The following is a 19,624-nucleotide window of genomic DNA, read 5'->3' as shown; positions in this document are numbered from 1 at the left end:
GGCTAATTGAGACAAATCTACGAAGGAATATATCCATTTCTATCTTTGAACAACATATTGTATATAATATATCATCCTCCGCATCGCCCGTCTATGGCGGTCGAAGATCGGGGGTGAGCGGCTCGCGTACCGACGGTGGGAGCCGATCTCAAACGGAAACGCCGACGATCTCCTGGTGGATGGCAGTGACGTCGGCGGCGGTGATCTCGCCGTCGTCGGTCAGGTCCGCACAGTCGGCGTCGAACCCGGACGGATCGTAACCTGCGATGTAGCGCTGGGTCAGGGTCGCGTCGATCGAGATGACCTGGCCGTCGCCGTCGACGTCACCCGGACGGTCGCAGTCGCTGCCACCGTCGTCGGCGACGCCGATGGACCCATCGAGGTACGCCGACGGCTGGACGATCTCGTTCTCGGTGTTGAGTTGCGTGAATCCAGTGTCGAACGCGAGCGTGGTCGACTCACCGGCGGTTCCAACGGTCTCGAACGTCAGGTTTGCGAGTGTGGGCGCGTCGACGCCGCTCGTCTGACTCGCCGAGAGCGTCAGGGTACCGTCCTCGTCGTTGACCGTCGGGTCGGCGATATCGACCCCCTCGGCCGCGACGAAGTCGACGACGGCCGGATCGTACTCGATTCGCGCCTGGTAGCCCGCGATCCCGTCGATGTCGGTGTCGAGCGAGACCGTCGCGGATTCGCCCGCAGGAGCGGTCGCGTTAGCCAGGCGAATAACGTCCTCTTCCGGTGGCTCCGGGTCCGCGTTACCGACGTGCGCCACCGCGTTCGCCAGCACCGACGCGGCCTCGTCTGTCTGGGCGGTCGCGTTCGCGTACTGGTTGAGTCCCGAGGAGGCGGCGAGGACGGTCGAACTGCCCTCGTCGACGGCCAGTCCGATGCCTCTCGTCTCGCCGTCGACCGAGACGTCGGCGATCGATTCGAACGACGTGTCGGTGATCCAGGCGTGATCAGAGAACGTCTCGGTGTGGATCGGGATCGAGTCGCCGACCCCGTACGCAGCCACGATCGGATGTGACGACGTCACGACGTAGCTGGGACCGTCGACGCTCTCGTTCGGGTCGTAGTCTCCCTGAACGCCGCCGACGGCATCGCTGACCGAGGCGAACTGCGTGACGCCGTTTGCGTCCCCGCTCGCCTCGTCGAACTGGTCGAGGTAGACGACCCCGACGTCGCCGCCGCTGGTGGCGTCGACAAAGGGCTCGACAGCATCGTCGTCGATACGCTGGACGACGTAGACGTCGTGGTCGCTCCCGATCGCCTCGTCGCCGGTGACCGGTTCGGCTTCGATATCGCCTCCGGACGCGTCGGCGAGCAGGTCCGCGACGTCGCCCGCGTAGGCGCCGTCACCCACCACGCCGACGCTGATGGGGGCTCCCGTCTCGGGGTCGCCGGCAGCACTGTCGTATCGGTTCAGGAACGATTCGTCGGTCGTCAGTGTGGTTACCGTCTCGTCGACGTCCGTGTGCGAGGCGTGTGGTCGCTCGGCGACGGCGCCGAGCGGCGCAATCAGCACGCCCGCGAGGAGCAGGGCCAGTGAGACGGCGAGCACTCGCGTCGTGTTCGGGTTCATGGATGGATCGCCATCGGTGTGGATGGTCAATTGTCGTTCGGACCCGACCATTATAGATGTTTTCCAAGTATTAAAATTAGTTGCACTTGCTATAGAATCTCGGTTCTGCCGTCGATCGATCGGTCGTGAGTACGGATCTTCGAAGGCGTGATTGCGAGCGGGGCGTGGTCCGGTCTCCCATCGGTTCGTCTCCCAGCTACCGTCCGGTAGCAGATCAGCGCACTCGACGGGCGCGGGCTGCGATCAGCAGACTAGAGAGACCGAGTAGCGACCCGATCACCCCGAACCCGGGAATGGAGGCGTTCGACTCCGAACCGGTCACCTCGAGTTGACCGACGTTCTCGTCGTTGACCGACAGGTCGTAGGTGCCGGGCGTGGTGAACGTGTGGGTCAGCTGGACCGTCGCCGATTCGCCGCCGCTCAGCAGCTCCGTCTCGGTCGCGAGCGAGTCGTCGCCGTTCCACAGCGTCACTTCGTAGTTGTCGGTCGTACCGCCGACGTTGCTGACCTCGACCGGAATCTCGACACTCGTCCCCGCTTCGACGGACTCGGTCGGTAGTTCGGTCGGTTCGTATTCGAAGGCGGCTGGTTCGGCGGTCACGTCCTCGGTCGAATCGGTGTCGACGTCGACGGACGTCCCGGCGAGATCGACTCGGACACGCTCGCTCTCGTCGTTCAGACGCGTATCACTGGTGACGAACGAAACGTCGGTCTCGCCGGCACTCCGGCTCTCGAAGTCGATTCGCGCGAGCGTGGGGCTCTCGACGGCCGTCGCCTGGCTCTGGGTGAAGAAGACCCAGCCATTCTCGTTGTCGACGTTGACGACTGGATCGGCCATGTCGACACCACTAACGTCGTCGACGACGAGGACCGACGGATCGAACGTCACGTTCGCCTGATAGCCAGCGACGGCGGCGTCCGTTTCGAGCGAGACCGAGACGCCGCCGTCGGTCCCCTCACTGGCAGCCAGCGAGAGCGTCGGAATCTCGGTCGCACTGTCAGTACTCGCCGCTCTCTCGATGGCGGCCTGCGACCCGCCTCCGTGTGCGCTGGCAGCGGGAACGAGCACAGCCCCGCACACAACGAGGAGTACTGCACAGAGGAGTACTGCACAGCGGGCGTATCGACTCGGGACTTCGAGGCGTGTAGATTCGACCATCGTATTCTCCAGCTCTATTATAGTGAATTAGATAGTAATATAATTTTCCATCCGGAAGAAATATATTGGTCTGGTGTCGTCTCCGGTTCGTGTCGCGTGGGGGCGGCCGCGTTCGTCGACGGTCCAGGCTCTCCTGACGACACGCTCGCTCGTTCACTGTCGGCGGAAGGACGCAACCGGTCCTCGACTGCACCCAGGCGTCTGCGGGTGAAAACAGTGGCTTGTCGTCCGGCGTCTATGACCGACCGTCAGTTGCGCTCGGTCCCCGCAGCGAGCGCGGCACAGACGGCGACCAGTGCGGGGACGATCCCGAACCCGGGGAGGCTGTCGATCGCGTCGGTGCCGTCTGAGTCCCCGTCGCTGTCGGCATCATCGGTCTCGTCGGTGTCGCCGTCACCGTCCGTACCGCCTGCGTCGTCGGTACCGTCGGAGGCCCCGCCGCCGTCTTCGCCTGTATCCGCTCCATCGGTATCGTCCGTTCCGCCGCCGTCGGCATCGTCGGACTCGTCCCCACCCGAACCACTGGGTCCGTCCCCACCCGAACCGCCACTACCGGTCCCGCCGGATCCGACTCCACCCGATCCGTCGTCCTCGACGGCGATCGTCGTTCCGTCGAGATCGACGGGGAGCTCTTCGGGTGGCGTCCCGCCGTCGTTCACCGTCGTATCGTCTTCGAACGAGAGGGTCGTCTCGCCCGTCGCCTCGACGGCGAACGTGAACTCGGCCAGCACCGGCTCGTCGATCCCGTTCGCCTGGCTCTGGGTAACGAACACCCAGCCTCGTTCGTTGTCGACGTTCGTTGTCGGGTCGCTCATGTCGACGCCGGAGACGGTGTCGACCGTTACGACCGCCGGGTCGAACGTCACGTTCGCACCGTAGCCCGCGACGTCGCTGGCGTCGGTCTCCAGCGTGACCGTCACGCTCTCGTCGGTGGATTCGTCGACCACGAGCGAGAGCGTCACGTTGGACCGGGCGGTGTCGGCGGTCGTCAGACCACCGGGTTCGTCTGTCGGTTCCGTCGTGCCGACCACGGCGCCGCCGGCGGGGACGAGCACGCTTCCGAGGAGTAGCATTGTCAGGGCGATCGCGAGTACCGCTATCGATCGACTGTTGGAGGGCCGTCGAGTCACGATTGGCACACAACACTAAATTTTATCCCGAATCGTATTACGTCTTTCTACCAGGCGTGTGAATGAACGGGGCGGTACTGACGGCCGTTCGAGCGTTCGAGTTCTCGAAATCGGCTCACAGCTCGCCAGTACACCATCATCGACAGCGTCTGTGCCACGACTCGAAGGGCCGTCGGCAAAAAACGAAATCGCGTGCGGTCGCGTCTCGATTCGATCGGCTTCGGACCCTTCTCAGGCGGTGACGCCGACGATCTCCTGGTGGATGGCGGTGACGTCGGCGGGCGAGATCTGACCGTCACCGGTCAGGTCGCCACAGGCCTCGTCGAAGTTGCCCGGATCGAGACCGGCGATGTACTGCTGGGTCTTCGTCGCGTCGAGTGAAGTGACGCTGCCGTCACCGTCGACGTCGCCCGGCAGGGCGCAGCCGCTGTCACCGACGGTGACCGATCCGTCGATGTACTCGGCGGGTTGGACGATCTCGTCTTCGGTGTTCAGTTGCGTGAACGCCTGATCGAAAGTGAGGTCGCTCGATTCGCCCGCTGAGCCGACCACCTCGAAGGTGAGGTCGGCCAGCGTCGGCGCGTCGACGCCGCTCGTCTGACTCGCCGAGAGCGTCAGGGTACCGTCCTCGTCGTTGACGGTCGGATCGGTGATGTCGACGCCCGACGCCTCGACGAACTCGACGGTCGAGGGATCGTAGTCCAGCCGGACCTGGTAGCCCGCGATTCCGGTGAGGTCCGTATCCAGCGAGACGGTCGCGGTCTCGCCTTCGCCGGCCGTCGCCTCACCCAGACGGATGAAGCCCTCCTCCGGCGGGTCCTCGCCGCCGTCCTCGACGGTGATCGAGCCGGCGGTGTACTCGGCGGGTTCGACGATGCTGCCGCCCGCGACGAGTTGCGTGTTGGCCTCGCCGAAGGCGAGGTCGGTCGCGTCACCGGCGGATCCGGTGAGTTCGAACGTCAACTCGGCGAGCGTCGGCGAGTCGACGCCGCTGGAGCCGCTGACGGCGAGTCCGAGCGAGCCGTCCTCGTCGTTGACCTGCGGATCGTCGAGATCGACGCCGCTGGCGCCGACGAAGTCGACGACGCTGGAATCGTAGGTGATCTCGGCCTGGTAGCCAGAGACGTCCGCGACGTCGGTGTCGAGTTCGACGGTCACCTGGTCGCCGGCGTCGCCGGCCGCCTCACCGAGGGAGATGGTTCCCTCGGGTTCCGGCGGTTCTTCGTCGTCGCCGGCGAGGTAGGTCACGGCGTTGGCCAGGAGCATCGCGGAGTCGTCGGTGTGGTCGCCGGCGCCGACGTACTCGTTGAGACCGGAGGAGGTGGCGAGGACGGTCGCACTGTCCTCGTCGACCGCCAGGCCGGTGCCGACGGACGAACCGCCGACGGAGACGTCGGCGATCGTGTCGTAGGTCGTACCGGTGACCCAGGCGTGGTCGGAGTCACTACCGGTGTGGATCTCGATGGAATCACCGAGCCCCTCGACGATCGGGTGACTCTGCTGGACGGCGTAGTTGGGGCCGTTCGCGCCCGTGTCGTAGCCGTCGTCGACGCCGTCGACGTCACTGCTGACCGAGGCCAGCTGGGAGACGCCGTTGGGTGCGTCGCCCCACTGGTCGAGGTAGACGACACCCGTGTCACTACCGCTCGTCGCGTCGACGAAGTCCTGCGTGTTGCCGTCCTGGATGTTCTGGACGACGTAGACGTCGTGGCCGCCGTCGATCGCCTCGGCGGAGGAGATCGACTCGACCACTGACTCGGAGCCGAGTTGCCCCTCGATCATGCCGGCGACGTCGTCGCCGTAGGAGCCGTCGCTGACGACGCCGACGGTGATTCCGTCGGACTCGGCGAGCGAGAAGTCGACCGTCGTCGTCTGATCCTCTTCGACCGTGACGGTCTGACTCTCGGACGTGTAGCCGGGATACTCGGCCGTCACGGTGTGTTCGCCCGTGGGGACTTCCATCGAGAAGCTACCGCTTGCGTCGGTGTCCGTCGAGTGGCCGTCCATCGAGACGGTCGCACCCTCCATCATGTTGCCGCTCTCGTCGGCGACCGTTCCCTCGATGGTGCCCTGGGCACCGCCGCCGGCCTGCTCGACTGCCGCGTAGACGTCGATGATACCGGTCCCGTAACGCGAGTCACGGCCGGTGTCCTCGTTGTACCACTGGGCGCTGTTCGGGTCCCAGGAGTCGGGTTTCGTGGCCGTCTCCATCATCAGCTCTTTGACCTCTCGCGGACCGAGGTCCGGGTTGGCAGAGAGGATCACTGCGGCCGCGCCGGCCTTGTGCGGCGAGGACATCGAGGTACCGGACATTTCCTGGTAACCGCCGCCCGGCTGGGCGCTCAGCACCTGGGAGCCGGGCGCCGCGATGTCCGGCGTGATGTAGCCGTCCGACGGCCAGTGGCTCAGGTAGTTACCGTTGAAGTCGCCCTGTTCGAGGAACTGTCCGCCGGAGAAGTCGGTGACGTCTTCGTTCTCGTCCGTCGCACCGCTCGCGATCGAGTCCCAGGGTGCGCCGGGCGAACCCGCGGTGCCCTCGCCGCTGTTACCGATCGAGGCGACGATGAGCGTCCCCGCGTCCATCGCGTTGTTGACCGTGTCGGCGTAGGAGCCGAGGCCGAAGCCCAGGCTCAGGTTGACGACGTCCGAGTCGGTGTCGACGGCCCACTGGATGGAGTCGATAACGTTGCTGACGGTGCAACTCTGACCGCAGGCTCGCGCCCCGGCGATCTCCGCGCCGGGAGCGACGCCGATCGCCGTCCCCGAGGAGTCGCCGCCAGCGACCGTCCCGCTGACGTGCGTGCCGTGACCGTGATTGTCGACGGGTTCGGAGGTACCTTGTTCCGGATCGAACCACGGATCCTCGTCGTCCATGTCGATGTCGGGGTGGTCGCCGGCGACCCCGCTGTCGGCCACGACGACGCGTACGCCCTCACCGGTCGCGCCGAAGTCCTCCCACGTCTGGGGTGCTTTGATCTGTTCGAGACCGTACGTCGGGGCGGTGCCCGATGGCTCGACGTCCTCGGTCACCTCGACTGGCTCGGGCAGCGAGGTCTCGGCGTTCGGCTCGATGGCCTCGACGCCGTCGATCGCGGCCAGCGTCTCGAGGTCGACCTGATCGAGGTCCGCCGTCACGTGGACCATGTTCCTGATCCAGAACGTGTTCTCGACGGTCACCCCGTCGACGTCGGCGAGGTCGTCGAGGACCGGCCCCTGCGTGGTGTCGGCCGTCGACCGTAACGCCGCGATCACCTCGTCCTCCGATCCCTGTCGCGCCGTCTCCGCGATGTCGGGCAACAGGAGGAGGAGTTCGGTCTCCCCAGTTTCGTCTTCGAGCGATTCGTGTATCGTGGCTGGCGACGAGTTCGCGATCGCGTCGTCTGTCGACGTCGCGACCGGATCGCCTGCCGCCGCACCGAGCGGGGCGAAGACCGCGCCCGCCATCAGTACGGCCAGCAGGAGTGCCAGCAGCCGGGTCGTATTCTGATTCATAGGTAGCATCGCTATCTTGTCGATAGCCACCGGACGTTTCATTCCGAGCGTATAATACCTTATTATTAACTTAGTTATACTAATTGTTCTAGTATAGTATTTATTATTTAGTTTCCCAAATGTCGATTTTGGGACAACTGTCGATCTTCCGGTCGACCGCGGCCGACAGCGGGGCCGCTCGCGGCGGTAAAAATAAAAACCGACTCCGAACCGGAATTCAGCTCGCGTTCAGGCGGTGACGCCGACGATCTCCTGGTGGATCGCGGTGACGTCGGCCGGCGTGATCTGCCCGTCGCCGGTCGGGTCGCCACAGGTCTCGTCGAAGTTCCCCGGATCGAGGCCGGCGATGTACTGCTGGGTCTTCGTCGCGTCGAGCGACGTTACCTGTCCGTCGCCGTCGACGTCGCCCGGCAGGGCACAGTCGCCGCCACCGCCGTCCTCGACGGTGATCGAGCCGGCGGTGTACGTAGCGGGTTCGACGATTCCGTCTTCGGTGTGTAGCTGCGTGTTCGCCTCGCCGAAGGTGAGGTCCGTCGTCTCACCGGCCGAGCCGGTGAGTTCGAACGTCAGTTCCGCGAGCGTCGGCGAGTCGACGCCGCTGGAGCCGCTGACGGCGAGTCCGAGCGAGCCGTCCCCGTCGTCGACCTGCGGATCGTCTATGTCGACGCCGGTGGCGCCGACGAAGTCGACTACGCTCGCATCGTAGTCGATCTGCGCCTGATACCCCGAGACGTCGGCGACGTCGGTGTCGAGGTCGACCGTCACCTGGTCGCCGGCGTCGCCGGCGGCCTCGCCGAGGGAGATGGTGCCCTCGGGCTCCGGCGGCTCGTCGTCGCCGGCGAGGTAGGTCACGGCGTTGGCCAGGAGCGCGGCGGAGTCGTCGGTGTGGTCGCCGGCGCCGACGTACTCGTTCATCCCGGAGGAGGCGGCGAGGACGGTCGCGCTATCCTCGTCGACCGCCAGGCCGGTGCCGACGGCGGAGCCACCGACCGAAACGTCCGCGATCACGTCGTAGCTCGTGTCCGTCACCCAGGCGTGGTCGGAGTCGCTGCCGGTGTGGATCTCGATGGAGTCACCGAACCCGTCGACGATCGGGTGGTCCCCGGAGACGGCGTAGTTGGGGCCGTCCGCGCCGGAATCGTAGCCTTCGTCGACGCCGTCGACGTCGCTGCTGACCGAGGCGAACTGCGTGACGCCGTTAGCGCCGTCGCCCCACTGGTCGAGGTAGACGACGCCGGTGTCGCTTCCGCTGGTGGCGTCGACGAAGTCCTGGGTGTTGGCGCTGTCGATGTTCTGGACGACGTAGACGTCGTGGCCGCCGTCGATCGCCTCGGCGGAGGAGATCGACTCGACCACTGACTCGGAGCCGAGTTGCCCCTCGATCAGGCCGGCGAGGTCGTCGCCGTAGGAGCCGTCGCTGACGACGCCGACGGTGACGCCGTCGGACTCGGCGAGCGTGAAGTCGGCGGTCACCGTCTCGTTCTCGCCGACGGTGACGGGCTGGCTGTCAGACGCGTAGCCCGAGGCGTCGGCCGTCACCGTGTACGAGTCGGCCGGGACGGTGAGTTCGTAGTCACCGTTCGCGTCAGTCTGCGTGCTCGACGAGCCGACGGAGACGGTCGCGCCCCCGATGGCCGCGCCGCTCTCGTCGGTCACGGTGCCCTCGATCGTCCCCTGGACGGGCGGCTCGCCGCCACCGGCCTGCTCGACCGCCGCGTAGACGTCGATGATGCCGGTCCCGTAGCGCGAGTCACGGCCGGTCTCCTCGTTGTACCACTGCGCACTGGTGGGATCCCAGTCGTCCGGTTTCCAGGCCGTCTCCATCAGGATCTCTTTGACCTCGTAGGGACCGAGAGTCGGGTTGGCCGAGAGGACGAGCGCGGCTGCACCGGCCTTGTGCGGTGAGGACATCGACGTGCCGCTGACCTCGCAGTACTCCTGGCCCTCGCACATGGATCCCTCGGGTGACGCGGCGCTGTAAATATCGTTGCCCGGGGCGGCGGCGTCCGGGGCGATGTACGACGCCGGCCAGTGATCCTTCCAGGCACCGTAGTACTCGCCCTCCACGATCCGTTTGCCGCCGGAGAAGTCGGTGATGTCCTCGTTCTCGTCCGTCGCGCCGCTCGCGAGCGAATCCCAGGGCGCGCCGGGCGAGCCGACATTCCCTTCGCCCTCGTTCCCGATCGAGGCGACGACGAGCGTGCCCGCGTCCATCGCGTTGTAGACGGGCTCGACCCAGGTCCCGGTGGTCGCGCCGCCGAGACTCAGGTTGACGACGTCCGAGTCGGTGTCGACGGCCCACTCGATGCCGGCGATGATCTGGTCGACCCCACAGCCCTCCCCGCAGACGCGCGCGACCGCGAGTTCGACGTCGGGCGCGACGCCGATCGCCGTTCCCGACGCGTCGCCGCCGGCGATCGTCCCGCTGACGTGCGTGCCGTGACCGTGTCCGTCCGATGGTGAACTGGCATTCTGCTCCGGATCGAACCACGGATCCTGGTCGGCCAGATCGATGTCCGGGTGGTCGGCGTAGACGCCGCTGTCGGCGACGACGACGCGGACGCCCTCGCCGGTGGCGCCGAAGTCCTGCCACGTCTCGGGCGCGCGGATCTGTTCGAGCCCGTACGTCGGTGCCTCCTCGGGTCGTTCGACGTCCGGGTTCACGGAGACGGGTTCGGGCGGTGCCATCTCGCCGTTCGGCTCGATGGCCTCGACGCCGTCGACCGCGGCCAGCGTCTCGAGGTCGACCTCGTCGAGGTCCGCCGTCACGTGGACCATGTTCCTGATCCAGAACGTGTTCTCGACGGTCACCCCGTCGACGTCGGCGAGGTCGTCGAGGACCGGCCCCTGCGTGGTGTCGGCCGTCGACCGTAACGCCGCGATCACCTCGTCCTCCGAGCCCTGTCGCGCCGTCTCCGCGATGTCGGGCAACAGGAGGAGGAGTTCCGTCTCTCCGGTTTCGTCTTCGAGCGATTCGTGGATCGTGGCTGGTGACGAGTTCGCGATCGCGTCGTCGGTCGACGTCGCGACCGGATCGTCCGTCGCCGCACCGAGCGGGGCGAAGATCGCGCCCGCCATCAGTACGGCCAGCAGGATCGCCAACAGCCGGTTCGTGTTCGCCTTCATGGTAGCTCGCTATCTGTGTGGATAGTACCCGACCTTCCGTTCCGAGAAAAGAATACTTTATTATGTATTTTGTTACACCAATTAATCTATACGGCGTGTCGAGGACTGTCTGTGGACGCGACCGTCGAACACGGCGGCCGGCGCCGCCGCTCGCGGACGTGAAACGAAAAAAATCGAACCGGGTATCCGCGCTCGTGCTCAGGCCGTGGCGCCGACGATCTCCTGGTGGATCGCGGTGACGTCGGCGGGCGAGATCTGACCGTCACCGGTCAGGTCGCCACAGGCCTCGTTGAAGTTGCCGGGGTCGAGACCGGCGATGTACTGCTGGGTCTTCGTCGCGTCGAGCGAGGTGACGCTGCCGTCACCGTCGACGTCGCCCGGCAGTGAGCACTCGCCGCCACCGCCGTCCTCGACGGTGATGGAGCCGGCGGTGTACTCGGCGGGCTCGACGATGCTGCCGCCCGCGGCGAGTTGCGTGTTGTCCTCGCCGAAGGTGAGGTCGGTCGAATCGCCGGCCGAGCCGGTGAGCTCGAACGTCAGTTCGGCGAGCGTCGGCGAGTCGACGCCGCTGGAGCCGCTGACGGCGAGTCCGAGCGAGCCGTCCTCGTCGTTGACCTGCGGATCGTCGAGATCGACGCCGCTGGCGCCGACGAAGTTGACGACGCTGGAGTCGTACGAGATCTCGGCCTGGTAGCCAGAGACGTCGGCGACGTCGGTGTCGAGGTCGACCGTCACCTGGTCGCCGGCGTCGCCGGCCGCCTCACCGAGGGAGATGGTTCCCTCTGGTTCCGGCGGTTCTTCGTCGTCGCCGGCGAGGTAGGTCACGGCGTTGGCGAGGAGCGCGGCGGAGTCGTCGGTGTGGTCGCCGGCTCCAACGTACTCGTTCAGACCGGAGGAGGCGGCGAGGACGGTCGCACTGTCCTCGTCGACCGCCAGGCCGGTGCCGACGGACGAACCGCCGACGGAGACGTCGGCGATCGTGTCGTAGCTCGTGCCGGTGATCCAGGCGTGGTCGGAGTCGCTGCCGGTGTGGATCTCGATGGAGTCACCGAGTCCGTCGACGATCGGGTGCGAGTTCTGGACCGAGTAGTACGGTCCGTCGGCGCCGCTGTCGTAGCCGGTGTCGACGCCGTCGACGTCGCTGGTGACCGAGGCGAGCTGCGTGACGCCGTTGGGTGCGTCGCCCCACTGATCGAGGTAGACGACGCCGGTGTCACCACCGCTGGTGGCGTCGACGAAGTCCTGAACGTTGCCGTCCTGGATGTTCTGGACGACGTAGACGTCGTGGCCGCCGTCGATCGCCTCGGCGGAGGAGATCGACTCGACCATGACGTCCGAGCCGACCTGGCTCTCGATCATGCCGGCGACGTCGTCGCCGTAGGAGCCGTCGCTGACGACGCCCACGGTGAAGCCGTCGGACTCGGCGAGCGAGAAGTCGACCGTCGTCGTCTGATCCTCTTCGACCGTGACGGTCTGACTCTCGGACGTGTAGCCGGGATACTCGGCCGTCACGGTGTGTTCGCCAGTGGGAACCTCCATCGAGTAAGTGCCGCTGGCGTCGGTGTCCGTCGAGTGGCCGTCCATCGAGACGGTCGCACCCTCCATCATGTTGCCGCTCTCGTCGGCGACCGTTCCCTCGATGGTGCCCTGCACCGGCGGTTCGCCGCCGCCGGCCTGCTCGACCGCCGCGTACACGTCGATGATACCGGTACCGTACCGCGAGTCACGGCCGGTCTCTTCGTTGTACCACTGTGCGCTGTTGGGATCCCAGGAGTCGGGCTTCCAGGCCGTCTCCATCATGAGATCCTGGACCTCGTAGGGTCCGAGGTTCTGGTTGGCCGACATGATGACCGCGGCCGCGCCGGCCTTGTGCGGCGAGGACATCGACGTACCGGACATCTCCTGGTAGCCGCCGCCGGGCTGGGCGCTCGTAATCTGCGAACCGGGCGCCGCGATGTCCGGCGTGACGTACTCCTGGCTGTCCGGCCAGTGGTCCATCCAGTTACCGTTGTAGTCGGACGCAGTGACGAGCATGCCACCGGAGAAGCTGGTGACCTGCTCGTTCTCGTCGGTCGCCCCGCTGGCGATCGAGTCCCACTGCGCGCCGGGCGACCCGGCCGACCCCTCGCCGTCGTTGCCGATCGAGGAGACGACGAGCACGCCGGAGTCCATCGCGTTCTTGACGACGTCGTTGTACGAGCTGGACGGGCTCGGGCCGCCCAGACTCAGGTTGATGACGTCCGAGTCGGTGTCGACCGCGATCTGGAAGGACTCCATGATCGCAGAGCCTCCACAGCCCGACGATCCACACACTTTCACGTGTGCGAGTTCCGCGTCGGGCGCGACGCCGATCGCCGTACCCGAGGAGTCACCACCAGTGGACGTTCCGCTGGTGTGTGTGCCGTGACCGTGACTGTCCGACGGCGTGTCGGAACCGCTCATCGGGTCGTACCAGTCCGCGAGGTCGATGTCGGGGTGATCGGCGTCGACGCCGGTGTCGGCGACGACGACGCGCACGCCCTCACCGGTCGCGCCGAAGTCTTCCCACGTCTGGGGCGCGTTGATCTGCTCTAACCCGTACGTCGGGGCGGTGCCCGACGGTTCGACGTCCGTGGTCACCTCGACAGGCTCCGGCGGATCGAACATGATGTGGGGCTCGATGCTCTCGACGCCGTCGATCTCGGCCAGCGTCTCGAGGTCGACCTGATCGAGGTCGGCCGTCACGAGGACCCCGCTGCGGATCCAGAAGGTGTCTTCGACGGTCACCGCGTCTTCGTCGGCGAGTGCGTCGAGGACCGGTTCCTGTGCGGCGTCGGCGTGTGACTTCAACGCCGAGCGCACCTGTTCTTCGCTCGCCTGCCGTGCCGTCGCCGGCAGGTCGGACGTGAACAGCATGAGTTCGGTCTCGCCGTCTGCGTTCTCGAGCGATTCGTGGATCTGTGCCGGTCCGGCGTCGGCAGCCCCGATGGACGAGGCGTCCGGTGTCGATGCGACCGTGCCTCCGGTCGCCGCTCCGAGCGGAGCGAACACCGCGCCCGCCATCAGCACCGCGAACAGTACCGCGACCAGCTGAGTTCTATTCGGTTTCATCTGTATCTGTGTCACCATAGGATGGTGACTCATTGTATCTACGAAACGCACGAATAATAATACTTTCTATGGCAGTACTAAAGTTGTAATTTAATCACAGTTTGAGAGAATTTTCTCACAGTCGATCGCCACCTGTCTCCTCTGAACGGCCGACACGCGGCGTCACCGGCACCCTGTCTGTTCTCGCGTTCGCGGCACCCGTCGAGGAGACGTGGGAACGACACCCCGTGCACGGTGGAACGACGCCCCGTACACGGTGGAACGACGCCCGCCCCGGTCTGCCTCGGGCGCCGCTCGTGACGCACCCGGCGTTCGAGACCGTCGGACGGGTTCGTCAGGACACGGTTGCGTCGATCACGACGTGGACGACCCCCGCACTGTGCGTCTTGACCCGACGCTGGTCGAGAACGCGGACGGTCCGTCCGTACTCTGCGGCTCCCTCGATCAACCGCCGTCGCGGCCCGTCCCGCCGTTCGGATTCGTGAACGGCTTCGTGATAGTGGACGGTCCCGCCGTGATCGAGCGCGTCGAGCGCCGAGGGGAGATACTCCACGGCGGTCAGTCGCCGTGCGTCGCCGTGCGTCGATCTTGTTGCATCGGCCGCCCCGTCCGGGCTCGGCGCCCCGTCGCTCTCCGGCGATAGCGTCGGCTCGGAGTCGGCGTCCGCCGAGACGCCGTAGTATCCCATGACGACGCGGTCGACAGACAGCGTCTCCGCGAGGTCGCGACAGTCCGCGTTGTACGCCGCCACCCGGTCGGTCACGTCGTTTCTGACGGCGTTCTCGACGAGGTAGCGAAACGCCGTCGGATTGGGTTCGGTCGCCGTGACGGCCGCACCGGCGCGCGCCATCGGCAGCGTGAAGTAGCCGATCCCGGCGAACATGTCCCAGACTCGCTCGCCGGAGTCGACGACGTCGCCCATTCGCACGCGCTCGGCCTGGTTACCGGGCGAGAACATGACCGCGGCCGGATCGAGGCCGTACGCCGTCCCGTGTTCGACGTGGACCGTCTCGGTGTCGCGCTCGCCGGCGAGGTGACGCGTTCGGGGTTCCCGGTAGGTACCGCGGACGCCTTCGTCTGCGAGAACCGTCTCGGCCCCGCCGTGGAGCTCCAGCAGCGCCTCGGCCACGTCGGTCTCGTTCGGGCAGTCGGGGGGAAGCGTCACGAGGACGACGTCACCGACGACGGCCCACGACCCCGGCGCCCGCGAACGCTCGGCGTCGCTCCAGCCCCGCTCGGTGAGCAGGGCGTCCAGGTCGGTCGCCCGGTAGTCGGGATCCACCTGTCTAACGATCGCGTGCACGCGCGTATCTTCGGGCGGTCGATCGACCGGCACCGCGATGCGTCCGTCGCCGTACGGTCTGACGGCGCGCTCGTCGTCGTAGACGCCCTCGGTGCGGAGCGATTCGATGGCGATCTCGGTCCGCGCCTCGTCGACGACGACCGCGAGCGGCCCGCCCTCGCTCGCCCTGTCGAGGAGCTCGTCGCCGGTGGACTCGTCGATCCCGGTTTCGCTCTCGTCCTCGCCGGGCGCGCACTCGTCACTCATCCGTCGGGAGCACGTGCAGGCCGGCGCGGCTCTTCAGGACGGGGACCGTCTCCGCCTCGGGGTCGACGTAGTTGGGCCGCGCGATGGTCTTCGCCTCGTACGTCTCTGGATCGAGCACCTGGATCGCACGCTCGTCTTCGACCGTGACGACCGTGGTCTCCACCCCGTCCTCGCGGGTGCCGAGCCTGCGCGCGTCGGGGGAGACCCCGTCCTCGTGAGAGGCCTCGTACCGCTCGCCGGTCCGAAGGCGAACGCCTTTGAGATTCCCGCGGGCGCTACGGACGAGGACCGGCCCGTCGTCGTCGCCGTCGAGGTCGATCACGTCGCCCGGCGTGTAGGGCGGCAGGCGCACGGCGAACGTGACGCGGTAGACTTCGTTGCCGTCTTCGTCCTCGGTGACCAGCGTCTCCGAGTCCGTGACGGTCCCGCCGAACTCCTCTCTGACCTTGTTCGCGATCTTCGTGCCGATCTTCGTCGTCGAGACCTTCACGTTCAGCCCGGCGTCGACCGCGCCCATCTCGGTGACGAAGGCGTTCCGATCGCCCGTCGCCTCCATCTCGGCGACGACTTCGTTCGAAATCTCCTTCGTGCGCTCGATCTCCTCGGCCGTCGGCGTGCGATCCTCGGCGCGCAGCTGGACGACGCTGGCGTAGTAGTCGCCGGCGATGCGCCCGCAGCGCCTGCAGGTGCCGCGGGCGATCGTCACGGGGACGACGACCGATTCGGCGACGGGTTCGTCGCGGACGACGCCCGTGAAGTGACAGTGCATCCGGATCGTGTTCTGGTCGACGTGTTCCGGCTCGACTTGCCAGGCCACGTCGTCGACGTCGACGTGGACGCCCAGCGCCTCGCTCACCGCGTCGATGGCCACGTCGGTGTAGTCCGCGGCGTCGACGTCGACCCAGCGCTCGCCCTTCCGGACCGCCCCACAGCGCGAGCAGACGGATACGGTGACCTCGTCCGGCGCGTCGACGAACTCGAAGTCCTCGAAGTAACACGCCTCACAGAGGTCGACGGCCGCCGACGGCCGGAGCGGATCGGTCGCCTCCGAATCGGGCGGCCGTTCCGGAACCGGATCCCCACAGCGGGGACAGAACGCGCGTGACTCACTCATGGCCCGTGATTGGGCCCGGATTCGGATAAGCGGCGCGTTCGGGCGGTTCCGTGTCCGCGTCTCGGAATCCGAACCAGTTCGCTGTCGGTCCTCTCCCGTAACCCCGGCCACGCCTGCGAACCGTCTCCACGCGCACTGCTCCGAAACGGTGTTCGAACCGGGAAAATGAAACCGACACCCTCCGTTGCGAACGCGCGTCAGACGTCATCGAGTCGAGCGATTTCCACCTGAAGCGAAGGGGTTCACCACCGGTCCCAGCCGACGGCCATATCCGTGGCGGCGCGCACACCCGGACGGAGCCGACGGGTTCCGAAACCGGAGCAGAGCCGTCCTCTAACACGGCGCTTATCCCGTCACGATACGTACGTAAACGTATGGATTGGAAACCGGACTGGGGGCTCAGAGCCCGGATGGGACTGACGATGTTCCTGCTGTTCGCCCTGTACATCGTGTTCGCGGCGGGGATCATGCTCTACACGGGCGGCGGTATGTTCGTCTTCCTGCTCATCTTCGGCGGCTTCACGGTCGCCCAGTACTACTTCAGCGACACGCTCACGCTGAAGAGCATGGGCGCGAAGACGGTCTCGGCCGAGGAGTACCCGGACCTCCACCGGACGATCGAGCGTCTCTCCCAGCAGGCCGATCTACCGAAGCCGAAGGTGGCCGTCGTCGACGAGCGAGTGCCGAACGCGTTCGCGACGGGCCGCAACCAGAAGAACGCCGCCGTCGCCGTCACGACGGGCCTGCTTCGTACGCTCGACCAGGACGAACTCGAGGGCGTTCTCGCACACGAACTCGCGCACGTGAAGAACCGCGACATGATGGTGATGACGTTCGCCTCCCTCCTGGGGACGATCGCGTTCATGTTCGTCCGCTGGGGCGCGTTCTTCGGCGGCGGTCGTGGCCGGGGCGGCAACCGCGGGGGCGGCGGCATCCTCGTCGCCATCCTGATCTCGCTCGTCGTCTGGATCATCAGCTACATCCTCATGCGCGCGCTCTCGCGCTACCGCGAGTACGCCGCCGACCGCGGCGCGGCGGCGATCACCGGCAAGCCGTCGGCGCTCGCCTCCGCGCTCGTCTCCATCTCGAGTGGCGTCGAGAAGATCCCAGACAAGGACCTCCGCGACGAGGCCGAGATGAACGCCTTCTTCATCATCCCGCTCAAGTCGGGCGTCGTCGGTCGCCTGTTCTCTACGCACCCGCCGACGGAGAAACGGATCGAACAGCTCCGCACGCTCGAACGCGAGATGGAAGGGTTCTGAGGACCGTCGCACGGGACCCCGTGTCTGGGAGTCGCCCGCTGGGAGTCCCGGCGGCGCCGTCGGGTGGGGACGGCGTCGAGTGCGGATTTGCCGGCGTCGAGTGCGGGTCCGTGGACGTCGAGTGCGGATCCGTGGACGTCGAACGCGGATTCGTGGGTGCTTTTGGTCGCGCGGCCCTGAGGTGAGATATGGGAGTACTCGACGGATTGCGGGCGGCGCTCGGCCTCAAGGCCGAGGCGGACGCTCGCCGCGAGGCCGACCCGGAGGACCTGTTCGGCATGAGCACCGCCTACATGACGATGCACGCCGACCTCGGGTACGAGTCGGTCGGCGAAGCGGCCCTCTGTTTCTCCGGTGTGGACGCGAGCAGCTTTCACGACGCCGTCGACGAGGTCGAGGCCATCCTCGCGGCCGGCCAGGAGGAGACCGGCACCGCGTTCGACGTCACCGCCGACGGCCACGGCTACGAGTGGGTCGTCCTGGCCGACGACGATACGGAGGACCTGGTGACGAGTATGCACTTCGCCGCGGACACGTTCGTCGAACAGGGATACGGCTCACGGCTGCTCGCCGCCGTCTTCGGCTACGAGCGGCCGGACCGGCGTGCCGACGACGGCCGGCCCCAGCGAGCCTACTGGATCTACTCCTTCCGCCGCGGGTCGTTCTACCCGTTCGCGCCCGCGGGCGGTCGCGACCGAAACAACAGCGCGGAGTTCAAACTCGAGTCCGTCCTCGACGGCGAACTCGACGTCGAGGCCGACAAGGAGTACTGGTACCCGCTCTGGCCGAGCGAAGACGGGCGGCATCCCTGGGAGTGAGCGCCCGAACGCCCTCGTGACGCCAGACCGGCACCTGGCCAGTCGCTCGGTGTGTGGGACCGGGGGTCCCGATTCCTTCTCGACCGGCTTGCCGGGCGGCACTTTCACTTTCACTTCCCTGTTAACGAGGGTTTATACCTGATCCAGCGCAAGCGACGAGTATGCCAGCAGACGCAGACCTAGAGACGCTGCCGGGCGTCGGCCCGGCCACGGCGGACAAACTCTCAGACGCGGGCTTCGACTCCTTCCAGAGCCTGGCGGTCGCCTCACCCTCGGAGCTGTCGAACACGGCGGACGTCGGCGAGTCGACGGCCGCGGACATCGTCACGGCCGCCCGGGACGCGGCCGACGTCGGTGGCTTCGAGACCGGTTCGACGGTGCTCGAACGGCGCAACAAGATCGGCAAGCTCACCTGGCACATCGACGAGGTCGACGAGTTGCTGGGCGGCGGGATCGAAACCCAGTCGATCACCGAAGTCTACGGCGAGTTCGGCTCCGGCAAGTCCCAGGTCACCCACCAGATGGCCGTCAACGTCCAGCTTCCCCAGGAGGTCGGCGGCCTCCACGGCTCGTGCATCTTCGTCGACTCCGAGGACACCTTCCGTCCCGAGCGGATCGACGACATGGTCCGCGGGCTCCCCGACGAGGCCATCGAGGCCGCCCTCGACGATCGCGAGATCGAGGGCTCGGCCGACGACGAGGACGCCCTCGACGAACTCGTCGAGGCCGTCCTGGAGAAGATCCACGTCGCGAAGGCGTTCAACTCCAACCACCAGATGCTGCTGGCCGAGAAGGCGAAGGAACTCGCCAGCGAACACGAGGACTCCGACTACCCCGTCCGCCTGCTCTGTGTCGACTCGCTGACCGCCCACTTCCGCGCCGAGTACGTCGGCCGCGGCGAACTCGCCGGCCGCCAGCAGAAACTCAACAAACACCTCCACGACATCGACAAGGTCGGCAACCTCTACAACTGCGCCGTCATCGTGACGAACCAGGTCGCCTCGAACCCCGACTCGTTCTTCGGCGACCCGACCCAGCCCATCGGCGGCAACATCCTCGGTCACAAGTCCACCTTCCGCATGTACCTCCGCAAGTCCAAGGGGACGAAGCGGATCGTCCGCCTCGTCGACGCCCCCAACCTCGCCGACGGCGAGGCCGTCATGCGCGTCGAGGACGAAGGTCTCGTGCCGGAGTAACATCGAACTTTTTCTTCGTCGGGTTCGCGCGCGGCGCGAACCACTCCTCGAAAAACTTCGATGAAAAAGACCGGCGGCTTCGCCGCCGGGGAACCGCTCGCTACGC

At 66.6% G+C, this 19,624-nt stretch carries 11 protein-coding genes; 3 read left to right on the top strand and 8 right to left on the bottom strand.

What is annotated here, in order from left to right:
* Nucleotides 1-148: 148 nt before the first annotated feature.
* From NO366_RS02315 to NO366_RS02280, 8 genes are all read right to left on the bottom strand, one after another.
* Nucleotides 149-1,633 (bottom strand): dockerin type I domain-containing protein, encoded by a 1,485-nt coding sequence (locus tag NO366_RS02315; protein WP_256532703.1) that lies wholly within the window; start codon nt 1,631-1,633, stop codon nt 149-151.
* Between the two features lie 163 nt (nt 1,634-1,796).
* Complete coding sequence (locus NO366_RS02310) at nt 1,797-2,741, bottom strand: cohesin domain-containing protein (protein WP_256532702.1); 945 nt, start codon at nt 2,739-2,741, stop codon at nt 1,797-1,799.
* A 248-nt stretch (nt 2,742-2,989) separates the two neighbouring features.
* Nucleotides 2,990-3,814 carry a cohesin domain-containing protein gene (locus NO366_RS02305; protein WP_256532701.1) on the bottom strand — a complete coding sequence of 275 codons (825 nt, stop codon included), beginning with the start codon at nt 3,812-3,814 and terminating at the stop codon, nt 2,990-2,992.
* A gap of 288 nt (nt 3,815-4,102) precedes the next feature.
* Nucleotides 4,103-7,363 (bottom strand): S8 family serine peptidase, encoded by a 3,261-nt coding sequence (locus tag NO366_RS02300; RefSeq protein ID WP_256532700.1) that lies wholly within the window; start codon nt 7,361-7,363, stop codon nt 4,103-4,105.
* A gap of 228 nt (nt 7,364-7,591) precedes the next feature.
* Complete coding sequence (locus tag NO366_RS02295) at nt 7,592-10,489, bottom strand: S8 family serine peptidase (protein ID WP_256532698.1); 2,898 nt, start codon at nt 10,487-10,489, stop codon at nt 7,592-7,594.
* A 198-nt stretch (nt 10,490-10,687) separates the two neighbouring features.
* The gene (locus NO366_RS02290) at nt 10,688-13,579 is read right to left on the bottom strand and encodes a S8 family serine peptidase (protein WP_256532697.1); all 2,892 of its coding nucleotides are present in this window, start codon (nt 13,577-13,579) and stop codon (nt 10,688-10,690) included.
* A gap of 334 nt (nt 13,580-13,913) precedes the next feature.
* Nucleotides 13,914-15,128: a class I SAM-dependent methyltransferase gene (locus NO366_RS02285; protein WP_256532696.1), complete on the bottom strand. Its 1,215-nt coding sequence runs from the start codon at nt 15,126-15,128 to the stop codon at nt 13,914-13,916.
* The gene (locus NO366_RS02280; protein ID WP_256532695.1) at nt 15,121-16,242 is read right to left on the bottom strand and encodes a 60S ribosomal export protein NMD3; all 1,122 of its coding nucleotides are present in this window, start codon (nt 16,240-16,242) and stop codon (nt 15,121-15,123) included. Before NO366_RS02280 ends, NO366_RS02285 begins: the two co-directional genes overlap by 8 nt.
* A gap of 374 nt (nt 16,243-16,616) precedes the next feature.
* Here NO366_RS02280 and htpX point away from each other — a divergent pair, with 374 nt between their 5' ends.
* From htpX to radA, 3 genes are all read left to right on the top strand, one after another.
* Nucleotides 16,617-17,504 (top strand): zinc metalloprotease HtpX, encoded by an 888-nt coding sequence (gene htpX, locus NO366_RS02275; RefSeq protein ID WP_256532694.1) that lies wholly within the window; start codon nt 16,617-16,619, stop codon nt 17,502-17,504.
* Nucleotides 17,505-17,692: 188 nt separating this feature from the next.
* Complete coding sequence (pspAB, locus tag NO366_RS02270) at nt 17,693-18,322, top strand: PspA-associated protein PspAB (protein WP_256532693.1); 630 nt, start codon at nt 17,693-17,695, stop codon at nt 18,320-18,322.
* Between the two features lie 161 nt (nt 18,323-18,483).
* Entirely contained in the window at nt 18,484-19,518 is a 1,035-nt protein-coding gene (gene radA, locus NO366_RS02265; protein ID WP_256532692.1) for a DNA repair and recombination protein RadA, read from the top strand.
* Nucleotides 19,519-19,624: the final 106 nt, after the last annotated feature.

This window comes from Halovivax cerinus, from assembly GCF_024498195.1.
In the GTDB taxonomy this organism is placed as follows: domain Archaea; phylum Halobacteriota; class Halobacteria; order Halobacteriales; family Natrialbaceae; genus Halovivax; species Halovivax cerinus.
The sequence above is the reverse complement of the archived record's forward strand: the minus strand, read 5'-3'. Positions and strand labels throughout refer to the sequence as shown.